The 22825-nt window shown below is 59.0% G+C and carries 18 protein-coding genes and 1 tRNA gene; 10 read left to right on the plus strand and 9 right to left on the minus strand.

Annotated elements, in window-relative coordinates; all coding sequences use genetic code 11:
* Window positions 1-56: 56 nt before the first annotated feature.
* Window positions 57-1274, minus strand: coding sequence for an MFS transporter (locus tag JFU11_RS24400; protein ID WP_123719101.1), 1218 nt, complete (start codon window positions 1272-1274; stop codon window positions 57-59).
* Window positions 1275-1598: 324 nt separating this feature from the next.
* Here JFU11_RS24400 and JFU11_RS24405 point away from each other — a divergent pair, with 324 nt between their 5' ends.
* The 3 genes from JFU11_RS24405 (at window position 1599) to ggt (ending at window position 5845) form a co-directional block, all read left to right on the plus strand.
* A complete protein-coding gene (locus tag JFU11_RS24405; protein ID WP_201062340.1) occupies window positions 1599-3656 on the plus strand; it encodes a methyl-accepting chemotaxis protein in 2058 nt (685 codons plus the stop codon).
* Window positions 3657-3772: 116 nt separating this feature from the next.
* A tRNA-Met gene (locus JFU11_RS24410) sits at window positions 3773-3849 on the plus strand.
* Between the two features lie 151 nt (window positions 3850-4000).
* Window positions 4001-5845: a gamma-glutamyltransferase gene (ggt, locus tag JFU11_RS24415; protein WP_201062341.1), complete on the plus strand. Its 1845-nt coding sequence runs from the start codon at window positions 4001-4003 to the stop codon at window positions 5843-5845.
* A gap of 128 nt (window positions 5846-5973) precedes the next feature.
* On the opposite strand, the gene JFU11_RS28300 is transcribed toward ggt, so the two are convergent.
* The gene (locus tag JFU11_RS28300) at window positions 5974-7290 is read right to left on the minus strand and encodes a PAS domain-containing methyl-accepting chemotaxis protein (RefSeq protein WP_123719104.1); all 1317 of its coding nucleotides are present in this window, start codon (window positions 7288-7290) and stop codon (window positions 5974-5976) included.
* Between the two features lie 118 nt (window positions 7291-7408).
* Entirely contained in the window at window positions 7409-8722 is a 1314-nt protein-coding gene (locus JFU11_RS24425; RefSeq protein ID WP_123719105.1) for an MFS transporter, read from the minus strand.
* A 320-nt stretch (window positions 8723-9042) separates the two neighbouring features.
* On the opposite strand from JFU11_RS24425, the gene JFU11_RS24430 reads away from it, so the two are divergent.
* From JFU11_RS24430 to JFU11_RS24440, 3 genes are all read left to right on the plus strand, one after another.
* Window positions 9043-9363: a hypothetical protein gene (locus JFU11_RS24430; RefSeq protein WP_201062342.1), complete on the plus strand. Its 321-nt coding sequence runs from the start codon at window positions 9043-9045 to the stop codon at window positions 9361-9363.
* 181 nt (window positions 9364-9544) lie between these two features.
* A complete protein-coding gene (locus JFU11_RS24435) occupies window positions 9545-10717 on the plus strand; it encodes a hypothetical protein (RefSeq protein WP_201062343.1) in 1173 nt (390 codons plus the stop codon).
* Between the two features lie 180 nt (window positions 10718-10897).
* On the plus strand, window positions 10898-11422 hold the full coding sequence (locus JFU11_RS24440) for an SET domain-containing protein (RefSeq protein WP_201062345.1): 525 nt from the start codon (window positions 10898-10900) through the stop codon (window positions 11420-11422).
* A gap of 7 nt (window positions 11423-11429) precedes the next feature.
* Here the strand turns inward: JFU11_RS24440 and can are convergent, their stop codons facing one another.
* Window positions 11430-12074, minus strand: a complete 645-nt coding sequence (gene can, locus JFU11_RS24445) for a carbonate dehydratase (protein WP_052965823.1) — start codon at window positions 12072-12074, stop codon at window positions 11430-11432.
* Between the two features lie 175 nt (window positions 12075-12249).
* Between can and JFU11_RS24450 the strand changes: the two genes are divergently transcribed.
* Window positions 12250-12639: a hypothetical protein gene (locus JFU11_RS24450; protein ID WP_201062346.1), complete on the plus strand. Its 390-nt coding sequence runs from the start codon at window positions 12250-12252 to the stop codon at window positions 12637-12639.
* Between the two features lie 117 nt (window positions 12640-12756).
* Here the strand turns inward: JFU11_RS24450 and rimI are convergent, their stop codons facing one another.
* Entirely contained in the window at window positions 12757-13209 is a 453-nt protein-coding gene (gene rimI / locus JFU11_RS24455) for a ribosomal protein S18-alanine N-acetyltransferase (protein ID WP_007896888.1), read from the minus strand.
* Complete coding sequence (locus tag JFU11_RS24460) at window positions 13202-13942, minus strand: energy transducer TonB (protein WP_201121392.1); 741 nt, start codon at window positions 13940-13942, stop codon at window positions 13202-13204. The genes rimI and JFU11_RS24460 overlap by 8 nt, the downstream gene beginning before the upstream one ends.
* Before the next feature lie 206 nt (window positions 13943-14148).
* Between JFU11_RS24460 and mksB the strand changes: the two genes are divergently transcribed.
* From mksB to mksF, 3 genes are read left to right on the plus strand one after another with little or no spacing between them, the layout of a single operon-like run.
* The gene (mksB, locus tag JFU11_RS24465; RefSeq protein ID WP_048397728.1) at window positions 14149-15426 is read left to right on the plus strand and encodes an Mks condensin complex protein MksB; all 1278 of its coding nucleotides are present in this window, start codon (window positions 14149-14151) and stop codon (window positions 15424-15426) included.
* Window positions 15416-16117: an Mks condensin complex protein MksE gene (mksE, locus tag JFU11_RS24470; RefSeq protein WP_123719112.1), complete on the plus strand. Its 702-nt coding sequence runs from the start codon at window positions 15416-15418 to the stop codon at window positions 16115-16117. The genes mksB and mksE overlap by 11 nt, the downstream gene beginning before the upstream one ends.
* Entirely contained in the window at window positions 16114-18954 is a 2841-nt protein-coding gene (gene mksF / locus JFU11_RS24475) for an Mks condensin complex protein MksF (protein WP_123719113.1), read from the plus strand. The genes mksE and mksF overlap by 4 nt, the downstream gene beginning before the upstream one ends.
* A 117-nt stretch (window positions 18955-19071) precedes the next feature.
* Here the strand turns inward: mksF and JFU11_RS24480 are convergent, their stop codons facing one another.
* From JFU11_RS24480 to JFU11_RS24490, 3 genes are read right to left on the minus strand one after another with little or no spacing between them, the layout of a single operon-like run.
* Complete coding sequence (locus JFU11_RS24480) at window positions 19072-21375, minus strand: MlaD family protein (RefSeq protein WP_123719114.1); 2304 nt, start codon at window positions 21373-21375, stop codon at window positions 19072-19074.
* On the minus strand, window positions 21368-21991 hold the full coding sequence (locus JFU11_RS24485) for a paraquat-inducible protein A (RefSeq protein ID WP_007896874.1): 624 nt from the start codon (window positions 21989-21991) through the stop codon (window positions 21368-21370). Before JFU11_RS24485 ends, JFU11_RS24480 begins: the two co-directional genes overlap by 8 nt.
* Window positions 21978-22637: a paraquat-inducible protein A gene (locus JFU11_RS24490; protein WP_123719115.1), complete on the minus strand. Its 660-nt coding sequence runs from the start codon at window positions 22635-22637 to the stop codon at window positions 21978-21980. Before JFU11_RS24490 ends, JFU11_RS24485 begins: the two co-directional genes overlap by 14 nt.
* Window positions 22638-22825: the final 188 nt, after the last annotated feature.

The raw sequence follows: 22825 nt of genomic DNA on the forward strand, positions 1-22825 counted from the left end.
AATCCCGGCTGCAAGCGCGCTTTAATACTACAAATCTCTATACCGGTCGGTACGGGTCAGACTTTTTTGGTTCGTGGCAGAAAGATCGCCAACACCCCAAGCAGCGGCAAGAACGAACACAGGAAGTACACGTACTCAATGCCGTGGACATCTGCCAGATGCCCAAGCAACGCCGCGCCAATCCCGCCGAAACCGAACATCAGGCCGAAGAACACCCCGGCAATCATCCCGACATTCCCCGGCACCAGTTCTTGCGCATACACCACAATGGCCGAGAATGCCGAGGCGAGGATGAAACCGATCACCACGCTCAGAACGCTGGTCCAGAACAGATCGACGTGGGGCAGCATCAGGGTGAACGGTGCGACACCAAGGATCGAGAACCAGATCACCGCCTTGCGTCCGATCTTGTCGCCGATCGGCCCGCCGAAGAAGGTCCCCGCCGCTACCGCACCGAGAAACAGGAACAGGTGCAACTGCGAACTGGCCACCGACAGGTCGAATTTTTCAATCAGGTAGAACGTGAAGTAGCTGGTGAGACTGGCCATGTAGAAATACTTGGAGAACACCAGCAACCCGAGGACCACCAGTGCGCTGATCACCCGGCCTTTCGACAAGCCGTGAGTCGCTGCCTGACCTTGTTTGAGCTTGAACAGGTTCAGGTGGTTGGCGTACCAACGACTGATCCGATACAGCACGAACAGCGCAAACAGCGCGAACAATCCGAACCACGCCACATGCCCCTGACCGTAGGGAATGATGATCGCCGCCGCCAGCAACGGCCCGAAAGCCGAGCCCGCATTACCGCCGACCTGAAACGTCGACTGTGCCAAGCCGAAACGTCCGCCTGAGGCTAATCGCGCCACACGAGAAGCTTCCGGGTGAAAGGTCGATGAGCCGACACCGATCAACCCCGCCGCCAGCAGAATCATCGGGAAGCTACCGACCACAGACATCATCAGAATGCCGATCAATGTGCAGACAGTACCGGCCGGCAACAGCCAGGGTTTGGGATGACGATCAGTGTGGTAACCGACCCATGGCTGCAACAGCGAGGCCGTCAGTTGAAAGGTCAGGGTGATCAGACCGATCTGGGTGAAGGTCAGGCCATAGCTGGCCTTGAGCATCGGATAGATCGACGGCAATACCGCCTGAATCAGGTCGTTGATCAAATGCGCCAGCGCCACCGCGCCAATGATGCGCATGACCAGCGGGCTGCTTTGTGAAGCGGCGGGCGCCGACGTGGCGGCGGACTGAGTGTTGCTGATAGCCATGAGAGTTTCCGTACTGCGGATGGGTGCGCACTGGCAGGCCGGTCAATGTGCCATTTTTCGGTGCAGTAGCGCCATCCCCTTAGCCTGCTAACGACTTCAAAAAAGAAGGTGATAGCGCAAAGCCATGGTCTGAATCTTGCCTTGTTTATCCGCTTCAACGCGGCCCCTTACAAAGGGAACCGAGAATGGGAAGTTTCGCTACAGAGTCGGCCTACAGAGCGGACCAAGGGTGAACTTTCGAGGCCTTTTAGCAGGGCACAAGTCGCGGTCGCAATGACCTCGACGCACGCCAATGGTGCGTGGTGTCCAGAGGAGTCATGGGGCATGCAGGCTTTTTTATCACCGGGGATCGGGCTACTGGGGCGCTTCGGCTTCGCGCGCAAATTTCAGCTGCTGTTTCTGCTGTTTATCCTGCCACTCGCGGGGAGTCTGTGGATGATCGGTCAGGATTATCGTGACAAGTTGAACCTGATTTCCGGCGAACGCGCCGGAGTTCGTCAATTGCTCGCCCTGGATGCGCTCGACAATCTGCTCACCGCCCAGCGTGACCGCGCCGCTCGTTGGCGCGCCACCGAAACCAATCGCCAGCCGACACCCGCAACCATCGCGGCGATGGCAGCGTTCGACGCGGTTCAGCCGGCTGTCGCCCAAGCCACCACGGACCTGGGCAATGCCCTGAAAACCGAAGGCGCCGAGGGTCAAACCCTCACCCGCTATCAAGCCCTGCAAAGCGCCCTCACCGGCCTGGACTCGAAAAGCCTGAGCAGCGTCGGTTGGTGGCCGGACGGTTACGATCGCTTCACCAATGCCTTGAGCGCCCTGCAAGCCTTGCGCGAACAAATCGCCATGGACAGTCGCCTGACCCTCGCCCCATGGCTGGAAACCTGGCTGCTGACGCAAATCTCCACTCAACACGCACCGGACCTGATCGAACGGGTCGGACGCCTCGCCGCCGTCGGTCAGGCCTCAGTAGTATCCGGGCAGTTCACCCTGCAAAGCCGCCTGCAACTGCGGGACTTGCGCAGCCGCATCGGCGATGCCCGGGAGCAACTGGTGAAAACCGCCAGCCTGCTGGAAGCACGCCTGCCCAGCGCCCTGCAAACCTGGGCCGGGCAATACCACGACAGCCTCAAACACCTGGACGCCGGTTTGAAAGTGCTGGACGAGGGTGTCTTCGGCGGCAGCATCAACCTGAAGCCGGAAGACTTTGAACGCAGTCTCGACGCCCTCCTCGGCGACCTCGCCTCGCTGCGCCAGCAATCGTTGGTTTCTCTGGATCAGCGACTGGATTATTACCACGGCTCGGCCATCCGCCAGTTCATCCTGGTGGCGACAGTTTTTGGCTGCCTGCTGCTGGCCGCGTTGTACCTGTTCATCTGTTTGCAGGCCTCGATCCGTCGCAGCGCCAGCGGCATCACGCTACTGGCCGAAGCGTTGCGTGACGGCAACCTGAGCCTGCAAGTACCGGTGCAGGGCCGCGACGAGTTGGCTGCTATCAGCACCGCCCTCAACGTTGCGGTAGTGCAACTGCGCAACAGCCTGCTGGGCGTCGATCATGAGACCTTGCAGCTGAGCAACGCGGTGCGCACCCTCAACCATCACTCGAGCAGTGCCCTTGGGGAAGTCGAAGCTCAGCAGTTGCAGATCAGCCAGATCGCCGCTGCAGCCACGCAACTGGCCGCGACCTCTCAAGGGGTCGCCCAGAGTTGCGAACAGGCCTCAGGCAGCGCTCAACACACCCAGCGCATCGCCGCCGACAGCAGCCGTGACAGCCAACGCACGACAGCGAGTATTCAGCAGCTCAATCAGCGTTTGAACGACACTGCGGCGGCACTGGGCCGGGTCAGCGAGCAAGGACAGCAAATTCAATTGGTGGTCGATACCATTCGCGGCGTCGCCGAGCAGACCAACCTGCTGGCCCTCAACGCCGCCATCGAGGCCGCACGGGCCGGCGAGCAAGGTCGCGGTTTTGCCGTGGTAGCCGATGAAGTGCGCAGCCTGTCACAACGCACCCAATCCTCCACTGCGCAAATCGCCGGCACCGTCGACAGCCTGCGCAGCACCGTCAATGAAGCCGTAAGCCTGATGGAAGCCGCCTGCGGCCAGGCACAATCGGATGCGCAAGCCGTCACCGGTCTCGGCGAGCGACTGGGGGAAATCGCCAGCGCGGTGCAGAGCGTCACCGACACCCTGGCGCAGATCGCCACCGCTGTCGAAGAGCAAGCGAGCACCGCCGATGAAGTCAGCGGCAACATCCAGCAAGTCGATCAGGCCGCGGTGCGCTTACTTGAAGGCGCACGGGCGGTGAATCTGGCTGCGGACACCTTGAGCCAGGGCAGCAAGGCTTTGAGTGCGAATACCGGGAAATTTCAGCTCGGTTGACGCCCTCCCCTGGCCCGATTTTTCGGGTCAGCGGGATAAGCGGTTGAAAGTGTGGAGAAATATTTTAAATTTACGCTTGACGCATCTTCGTTCCAGGTGAATAATGCGCGCCACTTGGCTACATAGCTCAGTTGGTTAGAGCATAGCATTCATAATGCTGGGGTCCGGGGTTCAAGTCCCTGTGTAGCCACCAAGTACTAAAAACGGCTTACCGAAAGGTAGGCCGTTTTTTTATGCCTCGAGAAAAGTGGTATTCGTTTCAAGACCGCGGACCTGATTTGCGTCGCTCCCCTCAGGTCGATAAAGTCCCCCGGACCTTTTATCCCATGGACGGAGTGCTCCGCGTGTTCTCAGCCTTCCACTTGAGTCGCTATCGCCTGTCAGCCTTTTCGCTGATCGCAACCGCTTTAACCCTCGCCGCGTGCAGTGCCCCGCCCTCTTCGCCGTCAGTCTCAACCCTGCCAGTCGCGCCAGAAATCGCCTCTGGTTATCGCACCGACCTGCAGACCCGATACGCCTCCAAACACATGGCCGCAGCCGCCAACCCGCTGGCAGCCGAAGCCGGACGGCAGATGATGCGTGAGGGCGGCTCGGCGATTGATGCGGCCATTGCCATGCAAGCGGTGTTGACACTGGTCGAGCCACAATCGTCGGGTATCGGCGGTGGCGCGTTGATTGTGCTGTGGGATGGCAAGGTTGTTCGCACCTACGACGGTCGCGAAACCGCTCCGGCGGGCGCCACCGAGAAACTGTTTCTGCAAGCCGACGGCAAACCGATGCCGTTCACCCAGGCACAGATCGGCGGACGCTCAGTGGGGACGCCGGGCGTGTTGCGGGCACTGGAACTGGCCCATCAAAAGCATGGTCGCCTGCCGTGGGCGAAGTTGTTCGAACCCGCCATCAAACTCGCGGAACAAGGCTTCGCCATCTCGCCACGACTGCATCAGTTGATCGCGGCAGACGCGTTCATACAGCGTTCACCCGACATGGCCGCCTACTTCCTGAACGCCGATGGCAGCCCGAAAGCCATCGGTACACAGCTGAAGAACCCGGCACTCGCCGCAGTGTTGAAACGCATAGCCAAGGAAGGTCCCGACGCGCTGTACAAAGGTCCGATCGCGAAAGAGATCGTCGCCAAGGTTCAGGGTCACGCCAACCCCGGCAGCCTGTCGCTGAACGATCTCCAAGGCTACAAGGCCAAGGAACGCGGGCCGCTTTGCACCGACTACAAACGCTGGCAGGTCTGCGGCATGCCACCTCCATCGTCGGGCGGGATCGCCGTGGCACAAATTCTCGGCACCTTGCAGGCGCTGGAATCCCGCGACCCGCGTTTTGCCCTGGCACCACTCAAACCGGTCAAGACCAGCAAACCGGCGGGCATCGAACCAGCCCCAGAAGCTGTGCACCTGATCGCCGAAGCCGAGCGCCTGGCTTACGCCGACCGAGCGCAGTATGTCGCCGACACCGACTTCGTACCCGTGCCGGTAAAAGGTCTGATCGACCCGACTTATCTGGCCAGCCGCGCCGCGCTGATTGGTGACCGCAGCATGGGCCAGGCCAAACCCGGCACCCCGCCGGGGATTCAGATTGCCTATGCGCCGGACCGCTCGCCACTGCGCATCTCTACCTCGCAAGTGGTGGCGGTCGATGACGAAGGTGGCGCGGTGTCGATGACCACCACCGTGGAAGCAGCGTTTGGCTCGCACCTGATGGTCCAGGGTTTTCTGCTCAACAACCAGATGACCGACTTCTCGTTCATCTCCGAAGAGAACGGGCAAAAAGTTGCCAACCGCGTCGAACCGGGTAAACGCCCCCGTTCGTCCATGGCACCCACACTGATCTTCGACCGACAGAGCGGCGAGTTCCTGGTCACCGTCGGCTCCCCCGGCGGCTCACAGATCATCGAATACGTGGCCAAATCCACCATCGGCCTGCTCGACTGGAACCTCGACCCGCAAGCGGCCATCAACCTGCCCAACTTCGGCAGCCGCAACGGCCCGACCGAACTGGAACAGGGGCAGTTCAGCCCGGCGCTGATTCAGGCGCTGAAGGACAAAGGACACAACGTGAACGAGATCGAGATGACCAGCGGGACTCAGGCGATTGTTCGGGTCAAGGATGCGCAGGGCAAAGCAGCGTTAGCCGGCGGGGCCGATCCACGGCGCGAGGGGGAAGCGTTGGGGGATTGAGTCGTACGCAGGAATAAGAAAAGGCTTACCGGGAGGTAGGCCTTTTTTGTTAGCGAAGAATCCTAGCCTGATCAAGCCGCAAAAGCAGGCCTGACCTTTTTAGAGCTATTCATGCCGCACAGATAGCATCAAGTCGATAACTGATTGGCAAACTGCCCGACCGCACTCACCACTTTCTGCGCCCCATCCTGGATCTCGACGATCACTGTGCCCGCCTCCGCCGCCAGCGCCAGCCCCTGTTCGGCCTGGAGTTTGCCATCGGTCATCAGGGCCACGGCGTTGCGCGCCATGTCCTGGTTCTGGCGTACGACGCCGACAATTTCATCGGTCGCCTGGCTCGTGCGCGAGGCCAGTTGCCGGACTTCGTCAGCCACCACGGCAAAACCTCGACCCTGTTCACCCGCGCGAGCCGCTTCGATGGCCGCGTTGAGCGCCAGCAGGTTGGTCTGTTCGGCGATGCCACTGATGGTTTTGACGATAGTGCCGATCACCACTGATTGCTCGTTCAGCGCCTCGATGCCTTCGCTAGCGGTTTGCATGTGTTTGGCCAGGTCACGCATCACGTCTACCGCTTGAGTCACCACGGTGGTACCGCGCTGGGCGCTGTTGTCGGTTTGCAACGAGGTGCTGTAGGCGATGTTGGCCGCTTCGGCAACGGCCTGCTCCTGATTGACCTGATCGGTGATCACCGTGGCGAATTTCACCACTTTGTAGAGCTTGTTGTTGGCATCGACCACCGGGTTGTAGGAAGCCTCCAGCCAGACCACGCGACCGTGGCTATCAATACGCTTGAAACGGCCGGCCACGAACTCGCCGGCGTTCAGACGGCGCCAGAAGTTCTGATACTCGGCGCTGTTGTAATCCTCTGGCGCGCAGAAGGTGCGGTGATGTTTGCCCTGGATCTGCGCCAGGCTGTAGCCCATGCCATTGAGAAACCGCTCGTTAGCCGACAGCACATTGCCATTGAGGTCGAACTCGATGACCGCGGTCGAACGCACCAGTGCGCCGATCAGGTTTTCATGTTCACGGGAGGCCTCAATGGTGCGCGTCAGGTCGCTGGAGTAAATCGAGAATTGTTTGATCCGGCCATTCGAGGACCGCACCGGTTGCATGATCGACCGCAGCCAGGCTTCGGCACCATTGCCCCGCAATAAACGAACCGTGCCGGCAAAGTGCTCGCCACGGGTCAGCGCAGTCTTGAAGCGGCGGTGGAATTCGTCAGATTTCACATGGACGGGGACGATGTCTTCGATGTGTCGGCCGACCAGATCGTTGCCCTTGTAGAGCATCTCACCCATGAAGTTCTGGTTGACCGATTGAATCCTGCCGTCGGAATCAAGGGTCAGGGCCAGCATCTCGCTGTCCAGGCTCTCCTTGACTTGCTGAAGGCTGGAGAGTTCTTCGCGAAGAGCCGACAGCTCCTGCTTCAAGCGTTTGTTGAACATGGGAAGCACCGATGGACAGGGATAAAAAGCTGCATACAGCCTAACCATCGGCCTTGGGGATATTTTCTGAAGAGTGTTTCGGGGTTGTCCTACAAAAATAGTGGCAACACGATCACCTTTATACCGCGCCGGCTACCGAACAGCGCCCGATTCGCGGTACTCGCGCGCCGAAATACGCTGCGCTGCTGACGCCCACCGTCCCCATCACTGCGCAGAAAATCACACAAATCCATGGACTCCACGGCATCAGACCGATCAATAGCAGCGGCGTGATACTGGCCCAGGCGGCGTAGGCAATGTTGTAGGTAAAGGAAATCCCCGAGACGCGAATCCGCGCCGGAAACAGGTTGACCATCACCGATGGCACCGCACCAACTACCCCGCAACCGAGGCCGGCCACCGCATAGGCCAAACCGAGCCACTGGCCTTCAATGATCAGGCAGGTATAAAGCACGCCGATGCCCAAAGGCAGCAGCAGGCTATACAGCATCACCGTGCGCCAGGCGCCAATGCGGTCGACAAGCAGCCCCGCGAGTACGCAGCCGATGTTCAGAAACACGATGCCCAAAGCACTCAGGGCGAAAGTATGGCTGGCGGTCATGCCGAAGGTTTTTTGCATCATGGTCGGGGTAATGACTACGAACACCACCACGGCCGAGGTCAGCACGCAGGTGAGAATCATCGCCGGCAACATCGCCAGGCGGTGCTCGCGCAGGACTGTGCGCAGTGGCAGTTCGACAGTAGCCTCGCGCTGGGCCTGCATAGCCATGAATACCGGAGTTTCACTGAGCCAGCGACGCAGCCAGACACCAATGACGCCAAACACACCGCCCAGGAGAAACGGGTAGCGCCAGGCGTAATCAAGGATTTCCGCCGGGGTGAACGTCTGTGCCAGAAATGTCGCCGTCAGGGCTCCGATCAAGTAGCCAAAGGTCAGCCCCGCCTGCAGGAAACCCAAGGCATAACCGCGATGCCCGACCGGTGCATGCTCGGCGACGAACACCCAGGCACTCGGCACTTCACCACCTACCGCAGCGCCTTGCAGGACCCTCAGGGCCAACAGCAGCAGTGGAGCGAAATAACCAATCTGGGCGTAGGTCGGCATGATCCCGATCAGCAGGCATGGCAACGCCATCATCAGGATGCTCAGGCTGAAAACCTTCTTGCGTCCCAATTTATCGGCGAAATGCGCCATCAGGATCCCGCCCAGAGGCCGCGCAAGGTAACCGGTAACGAAGATCCCGAAGCTTTGCAGCAGACGCAGCCACTCGGGCATTTCTGGCGGAAAGAACAGCTGGCTGAGGGTCAGCGCGAAAAATACGAAAATGATGAAGTCGTAGATTTCCAGCGCGCCGCCAAGGGCTGCAAGCCCCAGTGTCTTGTAGTCCGAGCGGGTGAAGGGCGCCGGACGCGCATCGTTATGGGTAGTCATGGAAAAAACTCTGGCAGGCAAAAAACCAAGGCGCTCATGGTCTACGCAAATGCGCTTGTGGACAACCCGTTAGGCCATCGTCCCAAACAGCATCACCGCAATGGACCGATTGGTTGACTGTTGGCACCAACCGAACGGGCCTCGCCATCAGGCTAATCGGCAACGACCAAGACTTCTCCTACATACAGGCTCGATTGCGCCTGACATTAAATCCAGCCGGTTCCTATCTCAAATATATAAATCAGCGGGTTAAACTTCGGCATCTCACAACTTGATTTTTAAAGTTAAAAACGACACCACTCCAAGGATGAACAAGTCAGATGTCTTTAGTATCAAAAACGCTGGAAGAAATGATCAATGAGATTTACCAGGACGGTAGAGTTTCAGTCGTTGAATATAGGAAGTTGCGTGATGATGCAGATCGCCGCATGGACGCCGTCGTTCGCGAGTTCGGCCCGCACAACAATCTGACAGCGTTCCAGAAAGCAATGGATGTGGTCATGCAATTAATGCAATCGTCCATCATCGATGCCAAGAAAGCCAAGTTGACCGATACAGGCGAAGCCATCGTCAAGGATGCTGTTGTTGCGCAAATAGAATACCTGCGCGCTGGCGGCCATTTGGCATTGCATTTGTTGTAATACTTAATATTAACCCGGCTCCGGACATTTACTTGGGGGCCGGACTCTCGCTCCGGCAGGCCTGCAAATAGGCCGGGGCCGCCCTGTAAAAAAACCATGAGAACCCGCTTTTATATGTAACGCCGCTGATCCAATATGGCATCCATCCCATCATCGGGACCACGCTGAAAAGGATCTGAGCATGTTAAAACTCACAGGACTCACCCTCGCAGCCCTCACCCTGAGTGCCGCCGCTCACGCCGATGTCGATCTGAATCTGGGCAGTACCGAACGTGTTACCCGGCTGTTCGCCTACCCCAACAACTGCAACGTCATCTGCTATCGCAACTGGACGCTGGAACAGACAGTCGAGCACTACCTGACCCAGAGCGTACAACGCGATGGCTACAAAACCGCAAAAGTGGTGGTCAAAACCGATAATAAGCAGCTCTACGCCAATATCAGCGGTGTGCCCAAAGGCTACGACAAGCCATTGACCGCATTGCTCAAGGCTGGGGATTTGGCTTACAACGGCGCCAGCAAGCTGAGTGCCGATGGTAAATGGACCTACAGTTGGTACCTGTTCCTGCCGCTGGGCATGGCGCTGGAAAACCGCAAAAGCGTCGAACTGCTGCATTTCCCGCCGGATTATTCGCTGACCCAGGCCCAGGACTATCTGGAGTCCAAGACCACCGATCGTTGGGCCACGCTGCTGACCGCCAATGGCATCCCTGACGACCAGACACCGGGCTATCAGACCATCATCGACATCGCACCGATTGCCGCGCCGTCCAGCGCCGGCAAGGACCTCGAAGGCGTCTATGACTACTTCAAGGATTACCAGACCACCATGGTCAAGGAAGTCAGCCAGAACGCCAGTGGCGTTGCATTGCCAATGGTTGCCTTCGGCGCACCGGTGCGTAACTGGATCAAGCAACAGTACGGGCCGACCGTGGACGTGCTGGGCCTGGCAACCATCAGCCCAAGCGAGGGTGTGAAGGTGCCAGTACTGGGTTCCAACCATCCGAGCTACATCTGGTACGCCGCCGATCCCGAGGCCTATAGCGGCAGCGATGCCCAGGCCAAGGCTGACGCCGCGGGGCTGAAAGTCATGGGGCAGGATCTGAGCGCCGCGTGCTGGCAGGCCGGTATGGGCAGCAAACCGGGCACTGACCCTACCGTTCAGCTGAAAAGCTGTACTCAGACCTGGCAAGTGACCCAGAAAGAAAAAACCTGCGAACTGTTCTACACCTCGATCCGCAACCTGAAGCCCGAACAGGCCGTGGCCAAATGCGCAACAACGACGGTCAAATCTCAGCTGAAACAGCTGAAGAGCCCGTCTCTTGCGACCTCTGCTCCTGCCCCACACTTGTAAACGATGAAAGTCTTTCCCGCGTGAGCCATGGCTGACGCGGGAAAGAGCCTTGTTCGTCTGTCATATCTGACAGTAGATCAAATGTTTCATTTGCGAGAGGCTTGGGGCGTACCCATGTGCTGCAGAGCTGACAGGATGTCAGCAGACAGAGTTCGTAGCACCCAGCTGACAAGGATTGTTATGAGAGCCCATGCCGAACAAGGAATAACCCCACCCTCATCCGATGGCATCTATCCATTTGTAGAGTTGCCCCTGCGCCTTGGATTCCCCTCCAAAGACGACTTTAAAATCATCTACAACGCTGAGGGATCGGCAATAGCTGTCACGGCGCTGCGCGAGTTCCCCCGAATCAGCCGAATCTGCAGGGTTTCCGGGCATCTGTTGCCCTATCGCTGCCGACACACCCGGCAGCTGGCGCCAGGCATCCACGTCTACGATCCGCGCTTCTGCGGCTTGCTGAGCCACTCCTGCGACCCCAACGTCTTTCTCGACATGAGCGAGCTGTGGTTATGGGCGCTCAAAGACATCAAAAAGGATGACCGGCTGACGATGGATTTCGCCGCGACAGAAGACAAGCTGCAGCGACAGTTCGCCTGCCGCTGCGGTTGTTCTTGCTGCCGTGGCTGGATCATCGGCTACGACGAGTCGCCGAATGCCAATGGAGAACAGTTCTTTCAACACCGGCGTCGACGAAGTCTCGACTGAAAAGCTTTTACAACGCCTCGACCGGACGCAAACGGTACTGCGGCGGCAACTGTTCGAAACCGCTGATCGTGGCGTTGAGGCTTTTCCAGCGTCCATCCTTGATGCCATAGATGCAACCATGGATCGACAGGCTCTGCCCACGGTGCCAGGCGTTTTGCACAATGCTGGTATGACCGACGTTGGCCACCTGCTGGATCACGTTGAGCTCGCAGAGGCGGTCGACCCTTTCTTCTTCGGTGGACAACTTGGCCAGTTCGTCGCGCTTTTCATAATAGAGATCGCGAATCGAGCGCAGCCAGCCGTCGATCAGGCCCAGCTGACGGTCCTGCATCGAGGCGCGTACACCGCCGCAACCATAGTGGCCGGTGACCAGGATGTGTTTGACCTTGAGTACGTCGACCGCGTACTGAATCACCGACAGGCAGTTGAGGTCGGTGTGCAGTACAACGTTGGCCACGTTGCGGTGCACAAACAGATCGCCCGGCAGCATGCCGACGATTTCATTAGCTGGCACGCGGGCATCGGAGCAACCGATCCACAGGTATTCCGGGGTTTGTTGACGGGCCAGCTTGGCGAAGAAATCAGGATCTTCCTGGGTGATCGCGTCGGCCCAGCGCTCATTGTTATCAATCAGATCTTGTAATTCGTTCATGCAATGAAGCCTCAAGAATGATTTGCTGCTTTGACAGACAACCGTGTGTCGGGGTCACGCGCGAGATGCAGATACTCCCTAATGCATTAAATGGCTACCCGGCGCTCACTGCCGGTGGAATTCTCGCAAGCCCAGTGGGTCAACTGTAGTAAGGCCTACAGTATGAGGGAATGCCATGACTGATTCACGACGTCCGTTCGATGAGGCGCAACCCGAGCCCATCGACGACAACGAAGACCGCATGGGCTCAGTGCATGAGCTGGATTTCGACAAGGAAGAACCTAGCGCCAGAATCGGCGACTTGATCCCCGAGAAGATGCCCGAGGAACGCGTCCGTGAAGCTGGCATGACCGGGGGCTCGACCGATGACCATGAATCCACCGACGATGACATGAGCCCGGAAACCTTGATCCGTGAAGACGGCGCACGGGACGCCCGCGAAGAGGGTGAAGGCGACCAGGCGGATTGGGATCTGAGCATTGTCGATGAGGACGACATCGGCGGGGGCAATGGGCTGGATGAAGAAGAGATGGCGCGGCGCGATCCGATGGATGGCAAGCGTTGATCTACAGGTCTGACCAGATTCCAACGTAGGAGCTGCCGAAGGCTGCGATCTTTTGATTTTTCGATGGTGCGCTTATAAAGATCAAAAGATCGCAGCCTTCGGCAGCTCGTACAGGGCTCAGTCAACCAAGGTGCAGGCCATGACCACGGCATCTTCGCGCCCGCCAACCGCCGGGTAGTAATCCCGTCGACGTCCGATTTCGTTGAACCCATACCGCTCATACAACCGAAATGCCGCCCGGTTGCTGTCGCGCACTTCCAGAAAACATTCCCGCGCCTCTGCCTTGTAGGCAATCGACATCAAATGCTCCAGCAGCGTCAAACCCAGGCCTCGGCCCTGATTTTCCGGTTTGACGGTAATGTTCAGCAAATGCGCCTCGTCGAGAATGATCTGCACCACGCCATGACCGACCTGCTGCTGCCCTTCGAACATCAGCCAGATCTGGTACTTACCCAGTCCATCGAGAAAAATCCCGCGGGTCCAGGGGTGGCTGTAAGCCGCGTATTCAATTTTCAGTACAGTGTCCAGGTCCGCCTCGGTCATCGGGCGGAACGATACAGCGTCACTCATTCGATTCTTTCCAGCGCGCCATCAGCCGACGCATGGCTTGCCAGACATCAGCCTTACGCTGTGGCTCTTCCATTAATAATTCCAGACCCGGCAGGGCCCAGACCGAACCCAGGCCTTCGACCTGAAGTTCACGGTTGAAGGATTCGGCGTTGGCCTCACCGGCAAAACGCACCGCCGGCAAGCCGATCAGCCACAGGCAGACGCATGGAGCGTCTTCCAGACGGGCCGAGAGAAAGCCTTGTACGAAATCCCGAGCTGCTTCCGGCCCTTGATCCATGGTGCCGCGAGCCAGCAGCGGCCAGCGCACCGGCTCGCCGACGATCTGCGGGCTATCTGGCAGGCCGGCGGCGCGCAGCATGTCCTTGAGCAACAGATACGCCGGATCGCGGGTCTGGAAGCTTTCGCCTGTGGGTAACTCCACCAGCAACAGGCAACGACCTGCGCGCAGCAATTGAAGGGCGAAACGCGGTGGCGGAACGACCGGCGCCTTGACCGCGACCGGGGCCTCCTCTTCTTCGACCTTGGCGTTCGTACGGGTGCTGGCCAACGATGGCCGCGGCACCTCGATTTTTACCCGTTCGGCCGGTTTGACCACGGGCTCTATCGGTGCCTCGGCCACGGGAGCCGGCGCAACCGGGGCGACGACCAACGGCTCGGGCATCTCCAGCAGTTCGGGGCGCGAGGGCGCAGCAAAGGGCAATTCGGTGCGCGGCAGCCAGTTGACCACCTGCATGGCGGTCAAATAAGCGCGGCGACGAGACTCGATAAGCAAAGGTCGGCCACTTGTGGATAACTAAAGTGCGTTGATTCTACCGCCCTTCGCTCAAGATCGCCCGCGCTTGATCGATAGAAAGCCAACTGTCCGTCCCGAGAGTGAATCGCAACGGGCGTGATGCAGTACAATCGCGACTTTTAATCGCCAACCAGCCGGCCATTCCGATGATCGAACCCAAGCGCGTCTTGCGCGCCCTCGCTGAACACTGGGCACTTCTGGAGCCACTGTGCGAGCACTTCGACCAAGGCACCCTGAGCCTCAACGAACTGCGCACGCAACTGGCCGCCCAGCAACTCGACAGTACACCGCAGGACATCACCAGCCTGCTGGACGTGTGGATCCGCCTCGACATTCTGGTTCCCGTGGCGAAAAGCCCGAACCGTTTCGAGCTCAATGCGCAGATCCACGATTTCCTCGCGTACCTGCGCCGCGAGCACCGTTTGGGCCTGTGTCTGGAAATCGAAGCCTATTTGCGCCATCTCGAGCGCCTGGCCGGTTACATTCAGGACGCCTTCGAGATTCGCGACGGCAACGATCTGGCGCGCCAGTTGCGTCTGCTCGACATGCGCGTGCGGGACGTTCTGAAGAAGCTTGCCAACGACGAACAGGCCCTGGTGGCCGTCGCCGAGCGGGCCAAGACCAGCGACCGGCAGATCCCGCTGCGTCAACGCTACGCTGAAGTACTGGCGACCTGGGATGAATACGTTGAGCCGATGATCCAGTTGGTGAACGCCGACGGCGCCTTCGAACAAGGCGTACGCAAGGTCGAAAACGTCCTGCTGAAGATGCTCACTGAACAGCAGCGCCTCGGGCATCTGGTCGATGACGACATGCTGCTGCGCACCCACGCGCGCATTCTCGAAATGCAGACCAGTGCCCAGCTGACGTTGCGTCATGCCCGTGAACTGTTGCTGCCGTTGCGTGAAGAAGCGCGCCGGCACAACGCCGTGACCCGTGGCGCGGCGCTGGCCTTGTCGGCCATTCGTCGTAAAGGTATCGATGCGGTACCGCAAGCCGCGATGCCGATGTTCACCCGGCCGCAAAGCACCTTCCTCGGCAGCGCCAGTCAGGTCGAAGCCTACGTGTACGCCTTGGCCCGTTTCGAGCCGAAACCGGCGCGTTTCCCCAAGGCTCACAAGACCCAGAAAGGCGAAGCCCCGCGCGCGCCACGCACGGTTCGGGAGATGCTCGAACGCTGCGAAGACGCCCTGCCGATGCCTGACCTGATGACCTGGCTGCTCGAGCAGGAGCCGGACGGCGCTACTGACGAATTGCTTTATTGGTTCTCGCGCCTGTCGCGGGAGAAACGCTTCAAACGCGAGCGTCTGGAACGCCGCGATTACCACACTCACGAGCATCAGGTCAGCCTGCGCTCCTTCGCCCTGCTCTCGTCCGGTGACACCGCCGCCGAGAATTCTGCGAGCATTCCAAATGCATCTTGATCTATCCGAACTGTCCCAGCTGGCGCCGATCTTTCGCGAGCTGTTCAAGGGCTACCACGTCAGCCGCCGCGATCCGGAGCTGTACGCGCAACTGTCGAACTTCCAGGACCAGTACCGCACGCTGTTCAAGGCGCTAGGCTTTGAACTGGTCTGCGACACCCGTGGTTTCTATTACTTTGTGCCAGACCTGGCTGCTGCGGCAGTAAACAAGACCGCGCAACGTCTGGCGCTGTTCACCTTCATCCTCGTCGAGCATCTGGCCGACCAGGGCCGCGACCCGATCTCCGTGCTCGACGGCGGCAGTCTCGGCCGTGATGAACTGCCATCGCTTCTGGAAAAGTACCGCGACCTGTTCATCCAGGCCGAGGTCCAGACTCAGGACGAACTGGAAGAGAAGATCATGCGTCGCATGACCCAGCTCGGTTTCGCCAGCGAAGAGCCCGGCATCTACCGTTTCCTGCCGCCGATGCACCGCTTCCTCGATGTGTGCCTGTCGGTTCAGCAGGACCGCGATCTGGCGGCCAGCCTGCACAGCGTGTTGCCATTGCCCGTTCCGGTGTTGATCGATGACGACAGCGACGAGAAGCTGCTGCAAACCGATGATCCGCTAGACCTCAGCGACTTCGAGGAAGAAAGCGAAGAACTCGCCATGGCCCGCGCCATTGCCGAAGAACAGGAGACCGACGCATGAGCAAGGAACGCTACGGCATTCGCCGCTTTGCCCTTTTGAACACCGCCGGTTACAGCCTCGGCCTGTTCCCGCTGGAAGAGCCGCTGTCGGTTTACGGCGCGAACAACCTCGGTAAATCCGCTTCGATCAACGCCTTGCAGTTCCCGATTCTGGCGCGCATGTCGGACATGAGTTTCGGCAAGTACAGCCTGGAGCAATCCCGGCGGTTCTACTTCGCCTCGGACACCAGTTACATCCTGGTGGAAGTCTCCCTGCCCCACGGCCCGCACGTAATCGGCGTGGTCGGCCGCGGCCCGGGCGGTGGTTTCGGTCACCAGTTCTTTGCCTACGCCGGCAAACTCGACCTGGCCCATTACCAGAAAGACGACACCTGCCTGCGGCAGAAAGAGCTGTTCAACAACCTCGAACGCGAAGGCCTGAAAGCCTACGAACTCAAGCCGGATGAACTGCGTCGTTTGCTGGTTGGCGGCCACACTTCGATTCCGCTGGACCTGACGTTGATCCCGCTGCGCTCCACCAGCGAGCAGAGCCTGAAGACTTTCCGGGCCCTGTTTATCAACTTGCTGCACATGCGCGAAATCACCGCGGCCAAACTCAAGCAGTTGTTCCTCGATGCTTTCGAACACAGCCTGCGTTCCGGTAGCGTCGATTACATCGCAGCGTGTGAAGAAGCGTTCCGCGATGTACGTCGCATGGAGCAGGATTACAACTCGCTGGTCACCGCTGGCCCGCTGGTTGAAGCACTGGCCGCTGGCGTGGCCCAGCGCAATATCCTGCGCGGTAAACTGCACCGGATCTCGCCGCTGCTCGATTCCTTGCTCGGCACCTGGTCGGACTACGCCAGTGCGCGCAAGGAAGAACTGACGATTCAGGCCGAGCACTACCGCAACGAGCAGGACGCGCTGCAAAACGATCAGCGTGGTGGCACTCAGGAGCTGATGCGTCTGGAGCGGGAAATCACCGGTATCCAGCGCTGGCTCGGCGAGTTGTCGGTGCTCAAGCATCGCTTCGCGCTGGTCGATGACGTCAAAGTCCTCGAGCAGCAACTGCTGGCCGCCAAGGACGCGCACGACGAACTGGCCGGTGCACTGGCCCAGTCGCGACAGTTCAGCGCCGAAGATCTGGAAGAGCGTCTGCGGGAACTGGAAAAACGCCTGAAGTCGGTCAAGCAGCAACTCGATCACGCCGACAACAACAGCTACGCCCGTTTGCGCGAAGAGTTTTCGCAGCAGGACGTCGAGCGCCTGATGCGCCTGTTCAACAGCGCACTGTTCAGCCTCCCGCTGGGTGAACATGGCATTACGCTGGACGAGGAGGGTCAGTGGGTCAAATCCATGGAACTGATCCTGGATGGCTTCAAAGGTGAGCGCTTCGAAGTGCCGGGCCTGTCCATCGACATCTCGCACATCGAGCCGCCAGCGCTGCAAGCCCTGGCTGACCGCGCGGCGCTGCGCGATCAGAAAGACCGCCTGGAAAAAGAACTCAAGCAGCTGAAAACGCAAGCTGCCGTGGCAGCCGACCGTGCGGCCAGCAAGACCCAGACCGAAGCCCTGTACCAGCAAGTGCTGGATGCGCAGAAAGCCCTGGAAGATTTCCGCCGCGCGCAAACCCTGAGCGCCGAAGAAGGCGACAAGCTTGAGCAACTGGCGCAGATGGAAGCCGCTCAGGACGAATTGAAGCGTTCCAGCGATGCCTTCACCGAGCGCGTCCAGCAGCTGTCGGCCAAGCTGCAACTGGTCGGCCGGCAGATCGGCGACATGGAAGCCAAGCAACGCACCCTCGACGACGCCCTGCGCCGCCGTCAGCTGTTGCCGGCGGACCTGCCATTCGGCACGCCGTTCATGGACCCGATCGACGATTCCATGGACAACCTGCTGCCGTTGCTCAACGACTATCAGGACAGCTGGCAAGGCCTGCTGCGCAGCGACGGGCAAATCGACGCGCTCTACGCTCAGGTTCGCCTGAAAGGCGTGGCCAAGTTTGACAGCGAAGACGATATGGAGCGTCGCCTGCAACTGCTGATCAACGCCTATGCACACCGCACCGACGAAGCCCTGACCCTCGGCAAGGCGCGCCGTGCGGCAGTCACCGACATCGCCCGGACCCTGCGTAACATCCGCAGCGACTATGACAGCCTCGAGCATCAACTGGCGCTGTTCAACCGCGAGATCAACAAGCGTCAGGTCTCCAACCTGCAAAGCTTCCGCATTGTGCTCGCGCCGAACAAGGAAGCGCTCAAGCACATTGACCAGATCATCCACAGCGCCGGTCAGTACGAAGAAGGCGAAACCCTTTCCGTCTTCGACCTGAGCCAAAGCGCCGATCAGGACAACAAGAACGAAGAAGCCAAGGAATACCTGGCGCGGCTGGTGGCGGCGAACCACAACCAGCTCGGTCTCAAGGATCTGTTCGAGCTGGCGTTCGAGATCACCAAGGTCAACGGCCAACCGGTGATCCATACCGACATCGACGGTGCGGCGTCCAACGGCACCACGATGACCATCAAGGCGCTGACCAACATGTACTTGTTGCTGCACTTGATGGACCGCGACCAGGCCGGGCGCGTGCGCCTACCGTACTACCTCGACGAGGCGGCGGACATCGACGAGAAGAACCAGGCAGCGCTGCTGGAAACCAGCCTGCAACTGGGCTTCGTGCCGATTCTGGCGAGTGTGAAGCCGCAAGTTTGCGCCAGTGTCGCCATCGACCTGGAAGGCGGCAGCGGCCCGAACGGCATCTACATCGACGAAGCGGACTGGAAGTACATCCGCCGCCACGATGAAGTGAAGTCTACCGTTGTTGTACAAGCTGATGAGCCAGAGTTGGATGCGGTCTGATTTGACTTAATCCAAGCCAACAAAAAGGCCGCGATCCAAATGGATCGCGGCCTTTTTTTATCTTTTCATTGTAGGAGCGAGGCTTGCCCGCGAAGGCAGATCACAGGCGCCGATAAATTACTTGCCGATTGCGATCTTCGGCGCCCAGGTCAGCCACTCATCTTCGAACTGATCGAACAACGGGAAGGTTTGCTCAGGCCGCGCCGGGACACCCATGCGGTCGCCATCCGGTGTGGCAAAGGCGATACCGCCCTGAACCAGCGTCTCCAGCGATTCAGTGCGTATTGTCGCGCCTTTGAACAAGCCGTAGTCAAAACCAAAACCACTGGTGTTCCAGAACCGCGTGCCACTGCGCACCAGGGGTGCGTACTTCGGCTCGATCAGGATGTGCACCAACACTCGATCAGCCGTCTGGCCCAGCTCATAACCGGTCACCTTGCCTACCGTGATTTCGCGATAGGTGACGGGGACGCCAGTCTTCAGCGAACCCCGACGAGCAGCGCTCAACACCAGGCTTAAACCAGCCTCTTCCTTGGCGGTTTCCGGAGGATTGGTCAAGGCCACAAAGGTCTTCTGCGGGCCGAGGTTCTTCGGCGCCGGTTGCACTTCGATGTATTGCCCGGTGACCAAAGTTTCGAGGTTCGAGGTTTTCATCAGGCCAAGCTCAGGTTTGACCACCCAGAACTGACTGCCGACCCGAGCGATACGCTCCGGCACTTCTGTGATCCGCGCGGTCAGCAGTATTGATTGCAGGTCATCACTGAGGTCGACGTCCTCAATTTTGCCAACGTCCAGGCCTTTGAATCGAACTGGCGTGCCACTGCGCAGGCCATCAGCGCGATCGACCTTGATCGTGACCATAGTGCCCTTCTGCGTTGCCTCATCATGATTGGCATGCAGGCGGAAACGTGGAATACGCTTCTGCAACGGCGCTTTGGCTTCCGGGGTTTCGAAGGCGATGCCACCGGCCATCAAGCTTTGCAACGACTCACTTTTGACCTGGATGCCGCCGGTCAACCCACCGGTGAGCGTGATGCCGCTGGCATTCCAGAAACGGGTCGAGGCGTTGACCAGCCCTTCGTATTCCTTCTCGATATGCACCCCGATCACCAACTGCTTTTTGGTGCGGGAGAATTGATAGCTCTGAACCGAACCGACCTTGACCTGTTTGTAGAGAATCGGACTGCCGACTTCCAGAGAACCAAGGTTGTCGGTGAACAACACCAAGTGCAGGCCTGGTGAACGCAGATCCAGCGGCGGCGCCTTGGGCCGTGCTTCGAACTCGCGCTGCGGTGCACCGCCCTTGTCGCCTGGGCGCACGGCGATGTAGTTACCTTTGACCAGCGCTTCCAGGCCCGTAATACCGGCGAGAGAAATCGATGGTTTGACCACCCAGAACTGGGTGCCAGTGACCAGGTAATCCTCGGCCAACGGGTCGAGAGTCAACTCGGCGCTAGCACTGGACAGGTCCGGGTCAATCTTGAGCGTTTTCAGATTACCGACCTGGATGCCTTTGTACATTACCGGCGTGCGACCGGCCTGCAGTCCTTCGAAATCGCTGAGTTTGACCTTGACCCGAATACCCGCTGCGGCTGCATCGAAATCCTCATAGAGACGGAACGGCAGGCTTGGATCGGTGGGCGGGCTGTCCTTGCGGTTCTCCGGAGTGGCAAATGCAATACCACCGGCGACGATGCTGGCGAGGGACTCGCTACGCACTTTCACACCGGAAAGGTTGGCGTCGATACTGATGCCGCTGGCATTCCAGAAACGCGTGTGTTTACGCACCAAGTTGGCGTAGGTAGGCTCGATGAAGACTTTGAGTTCGACAGTATTCTGGTCTGCTGAGAGCACGTAGCTTTTGATCTGACCGACCTGGATCTGCTTGTAGAACACCGGGCTGCCGCGATTCAGCGAGCCGAGGCGATCAGCCTTGATGGTCAAGTGCAGGCCGGGTTGGGCGTCCGATAGCGGAGGCTCTTGGGCCAAGGCCTTGAACTTGCGGGTGGGCTCGCCTTCACCCGGGCTGACGGCCACATAGTTACCCGAGACCAGCGTCTCCAGGCCCGTGATACCGGCCAGGCTCACGCTCGGTTTGACCAGCCAGAAACGTGTGCTGGTCCTGAGGTATTGCTCCACGTCTTTGTTCATCTCGATGGTAGCGATCACTCCTTTGGAGCTGCCTTCGTCATCGAGTTTGAGGGCTTTCACCTTACCGACCGACATGCCTTTGTAGACGACTTCGGTCTTGTTGGCCTGAATGCCTTCACCGCTTTCGAAGCGCACCTGAATCTCGATGCCCGTCTCGCTGTAGGCACGCCAGCCGAGCCAGCCGCCGATGATCAAGGCGATCAGGGGCAACACCCAAATGGCTGACCAGTTCGAGGCCGGTCGGGTTTTCGCTTTAGGCAAATCAGTCATGGTCGTCGTCCGACTCCGTGTTATCCCAAATCAGTCGGGGATCGAAAGTTACTGCGGCAAGCATCGTCAGAATCACCACACTGGCGAAGGCGATGGCGCCAAGATTGGCTTCGATGCTGGCAAGCCGTCCAAAATTCACAACCGCCACCAGGATGGCGATTACAAAGATATCCAGCATCGACCAGCGGCCGATGAACTCGATAAAGCGGTACATCAGAATGCGCTGGCGTGCCGAGAGCGGCTGACGGCGCTGCACCGAAAACAGCAGCAATGCGATGCCTACCAGCTTGAACGTGGGTACCAGGATGCTCGCGATAAAAACCACGGCAGCGATAGGAATCATGCCGTGCTGAACCAGTTGGATCACACCGGACATAATGGTGCTCGGATCGCCCTGCCCCAGGGAATTGACGGTCATGATCGGTAGCACATTGGCCGGGATGTAGAGAATCGCGCCCGTGATTAATAACGCCCAAGTACGCATCAGACTGTTCGGGCGGCGGGCGTGAACCAGCGCGCCGCAGCGGGTGCAAACCTGCTCGTCGGTATCGGCTTCCTGCTTGTTCAACTCGTGGCATTCGGCACAAATCAGAATGCCTGCATCAATCGCCCGCATGGGCATCCTCTCCTGATAGAGCCTGCCAGATCTGGTGCGGTGACATCACTACTTCCAGCCAGACCTGAACCAACAACAAACTGATGAAGCACACCAGACCAAGACCCACGGTGATCGCCGCCATATCGGCCAATTTGACGATCGCAACCAGTACGCCCATGAGGTAAACCTCGAGCATCCCCCAGTCCCGTAGATGGTGATAAATGCGGTAGAGCAGCAGGCCATAACTGCGTCCGATATCGAAACGAATACTCAGCAACACGAACAGCTGGCAAAGCAGCTTGAGCAGCGGAATCCCCATGCTGCAAAGGAATACCACTGCCGCTACACCTCGCATACCGGTATCGAACAGACCGACAACGCCACTCCAGACAGTATCGTGCGACGACTGTCCGAGTAGATGGAGTTGCATGATGGGTAAAAAGTTCGCCGGGATGAACAACAACAGCGCGGAAATGACCAAGGCGAGACTGCGCTGCACGACATTGTGTCGATGGGCATACAGCTCATAACCGCAGCGTACACAGATGGCTTTCTCACCATGAGCAAGCTCAGGCTTGCGCATCAGCAAGTCGCACTCATGACACGCTACCAAGTCGTCCAGCGGTAAATCTGACAGCCCTGGGGCGTCAACCGGATCTGGCATAAAGGCTCTGGCTCCAAAAAAGTTGGACCTATTCTAGTGTCCTGACTCGAAAATAACTGTGCAATTTTGTATTGTCGCCAGAGTGCTCTTTTCCTGCGGACAAAACAAAACCCCTACCTGCATACGCAGATAGGGGTTTCGGAATTTAATCTTGACGATGACCTACTCTCACATGGGGAAGCCCCACA

This window comes from Pseudomonas sp. TH37, from assembly GCF_016650735.1.
In the GTDB taxonomy this organism is placed as follows: domain Bacteria; phylum Pseudomonadota; class Gammaproteobacteria; order Pseudomonadales; family Pseudomonadaceae; genus Aquipseudomonas; species Aquipseudomonas farris.

Excerpts from the sequence above, each read along its gene's own strand:
- mksB (WP_048397728.1), top strand. The coding sequence starts at position 14,149 with ATGATCGAACCCAAGCGCGTCTTGCGCGCCCTCGCTGAACACTGGGCA.
- JFU11_RS24440 (WP_201062345.1), top strand. The coding sequence starts at position 10,898 with ATGAGAGCCCATGCCGAACAAGGAATAACCCCACCCTCATCCGATGGC.
- JFU11_RS24485 (WP_007896874.1), bottom strand. The coding sequence starts at position 21,991 with ATGCGGGCGATTGATGCAGGCATTCTGATTTGTGCCGAATGCCACGAG.
- JFU11_RS24435 (WP_201062343.1), top strand. The coding sequence starts at position 9,545 with ATGTTAAAACTCACAGGACTCACCCTCGCAGCCCTCACCCTGAGTGCC.
- JFU11_RS24460 (WP_201121392.1), bottom strand. The coding sequence starts at position 13,942 with ATGCAGGTGGTCAACTGGCTGCCGCGCACCGAATTGCCCTTTGCTGCG.
- rimI (WP_007896888.1), bottom strand. The coding sequence starts at position 13,209 with ATGAGTGACGCTGTATCGTTCCGCCCGATGACCGAGGCGGACCTGGAC.
- JFU11_RS24490 (WP_123719115.1), bottom strand. The coding sequence starts at position 22,637 with ATGCCAGATCCGGTTGACGCCCCAGGGCTGTCAGATTTACCGCTGGAC.
- can (WP_052965823.1), bottom strand. The coding sequence starts at position 12,074 with ATGAACGAATTACAAGATCTGATTGATAACAATGAGCGCTGGGCCGAC.
- JFU11_RS24430 (WP_201062342.1), top strand. The coding sequence starts at position 9,043 with ATGTCTTTAGTATCAAAAACGCTGGAAGAAATGATCAATGAGATTTAC.
- JFU11_RS24450 (WP_201062346.1), top strand. The coding sequence starts at position 12,250 with ATGACTGATTCACGACGTCCGTTCGATGAGGCGCAACCCGAGCCCATC.
- mksE (WP_123719112.1), top strand. The coding sequence starts at position 15,416 with ATGCATCTTGATCTATCCGAACTGTCCCAGCTGGCGCCGATCTTTCGC.
- JFU11_RS24400 (WP_123719101.1), bottom strand. The coding sequence starts at position 1,274 with ATGGCTATCAGCAACACTCAGTCCGCCGCCACGTCGGCGCCCGCCGCT.
- JFU11_RS28300 (WP_123719104.1), bottom strand. The coding sequence starts at position 7,290 with ATGTTCAACAAACGCTTGAAGCAGGAGCTGTCGGCTCTTCGCGAAGAA.
- JFU11_RS24425 (WP_123719105.1), bottom strand. The coding sequence starts at position 8,722 with ATGACTACCCATAACGATGCGCGTCCGGCGCCCTTCACCCGCTCGGAC.
- mksF (WP_123719113.1), top strand. The coding sequence starts at position 16,114 with ATGAGCAAGGAACGCTACGGCATTCGCCGCTTTGCCCTTTTGAACACC.
- JFU11_RS24480 (WP_123719114.1), bottom strand. The coding sequence starts at position 21,375 with ATGACTGATTTGCCTAAAGCGAAAACCCGACCGGCCTCGAACTGGTCA.
- JFU11_RS24405 (WP_201062340.1), top strand. The coding sequence starts at position 1,599 with ATGCAGGCTTTTTTATCACCGGGGATCGGGCTACTGGGGCGCTTCGGC.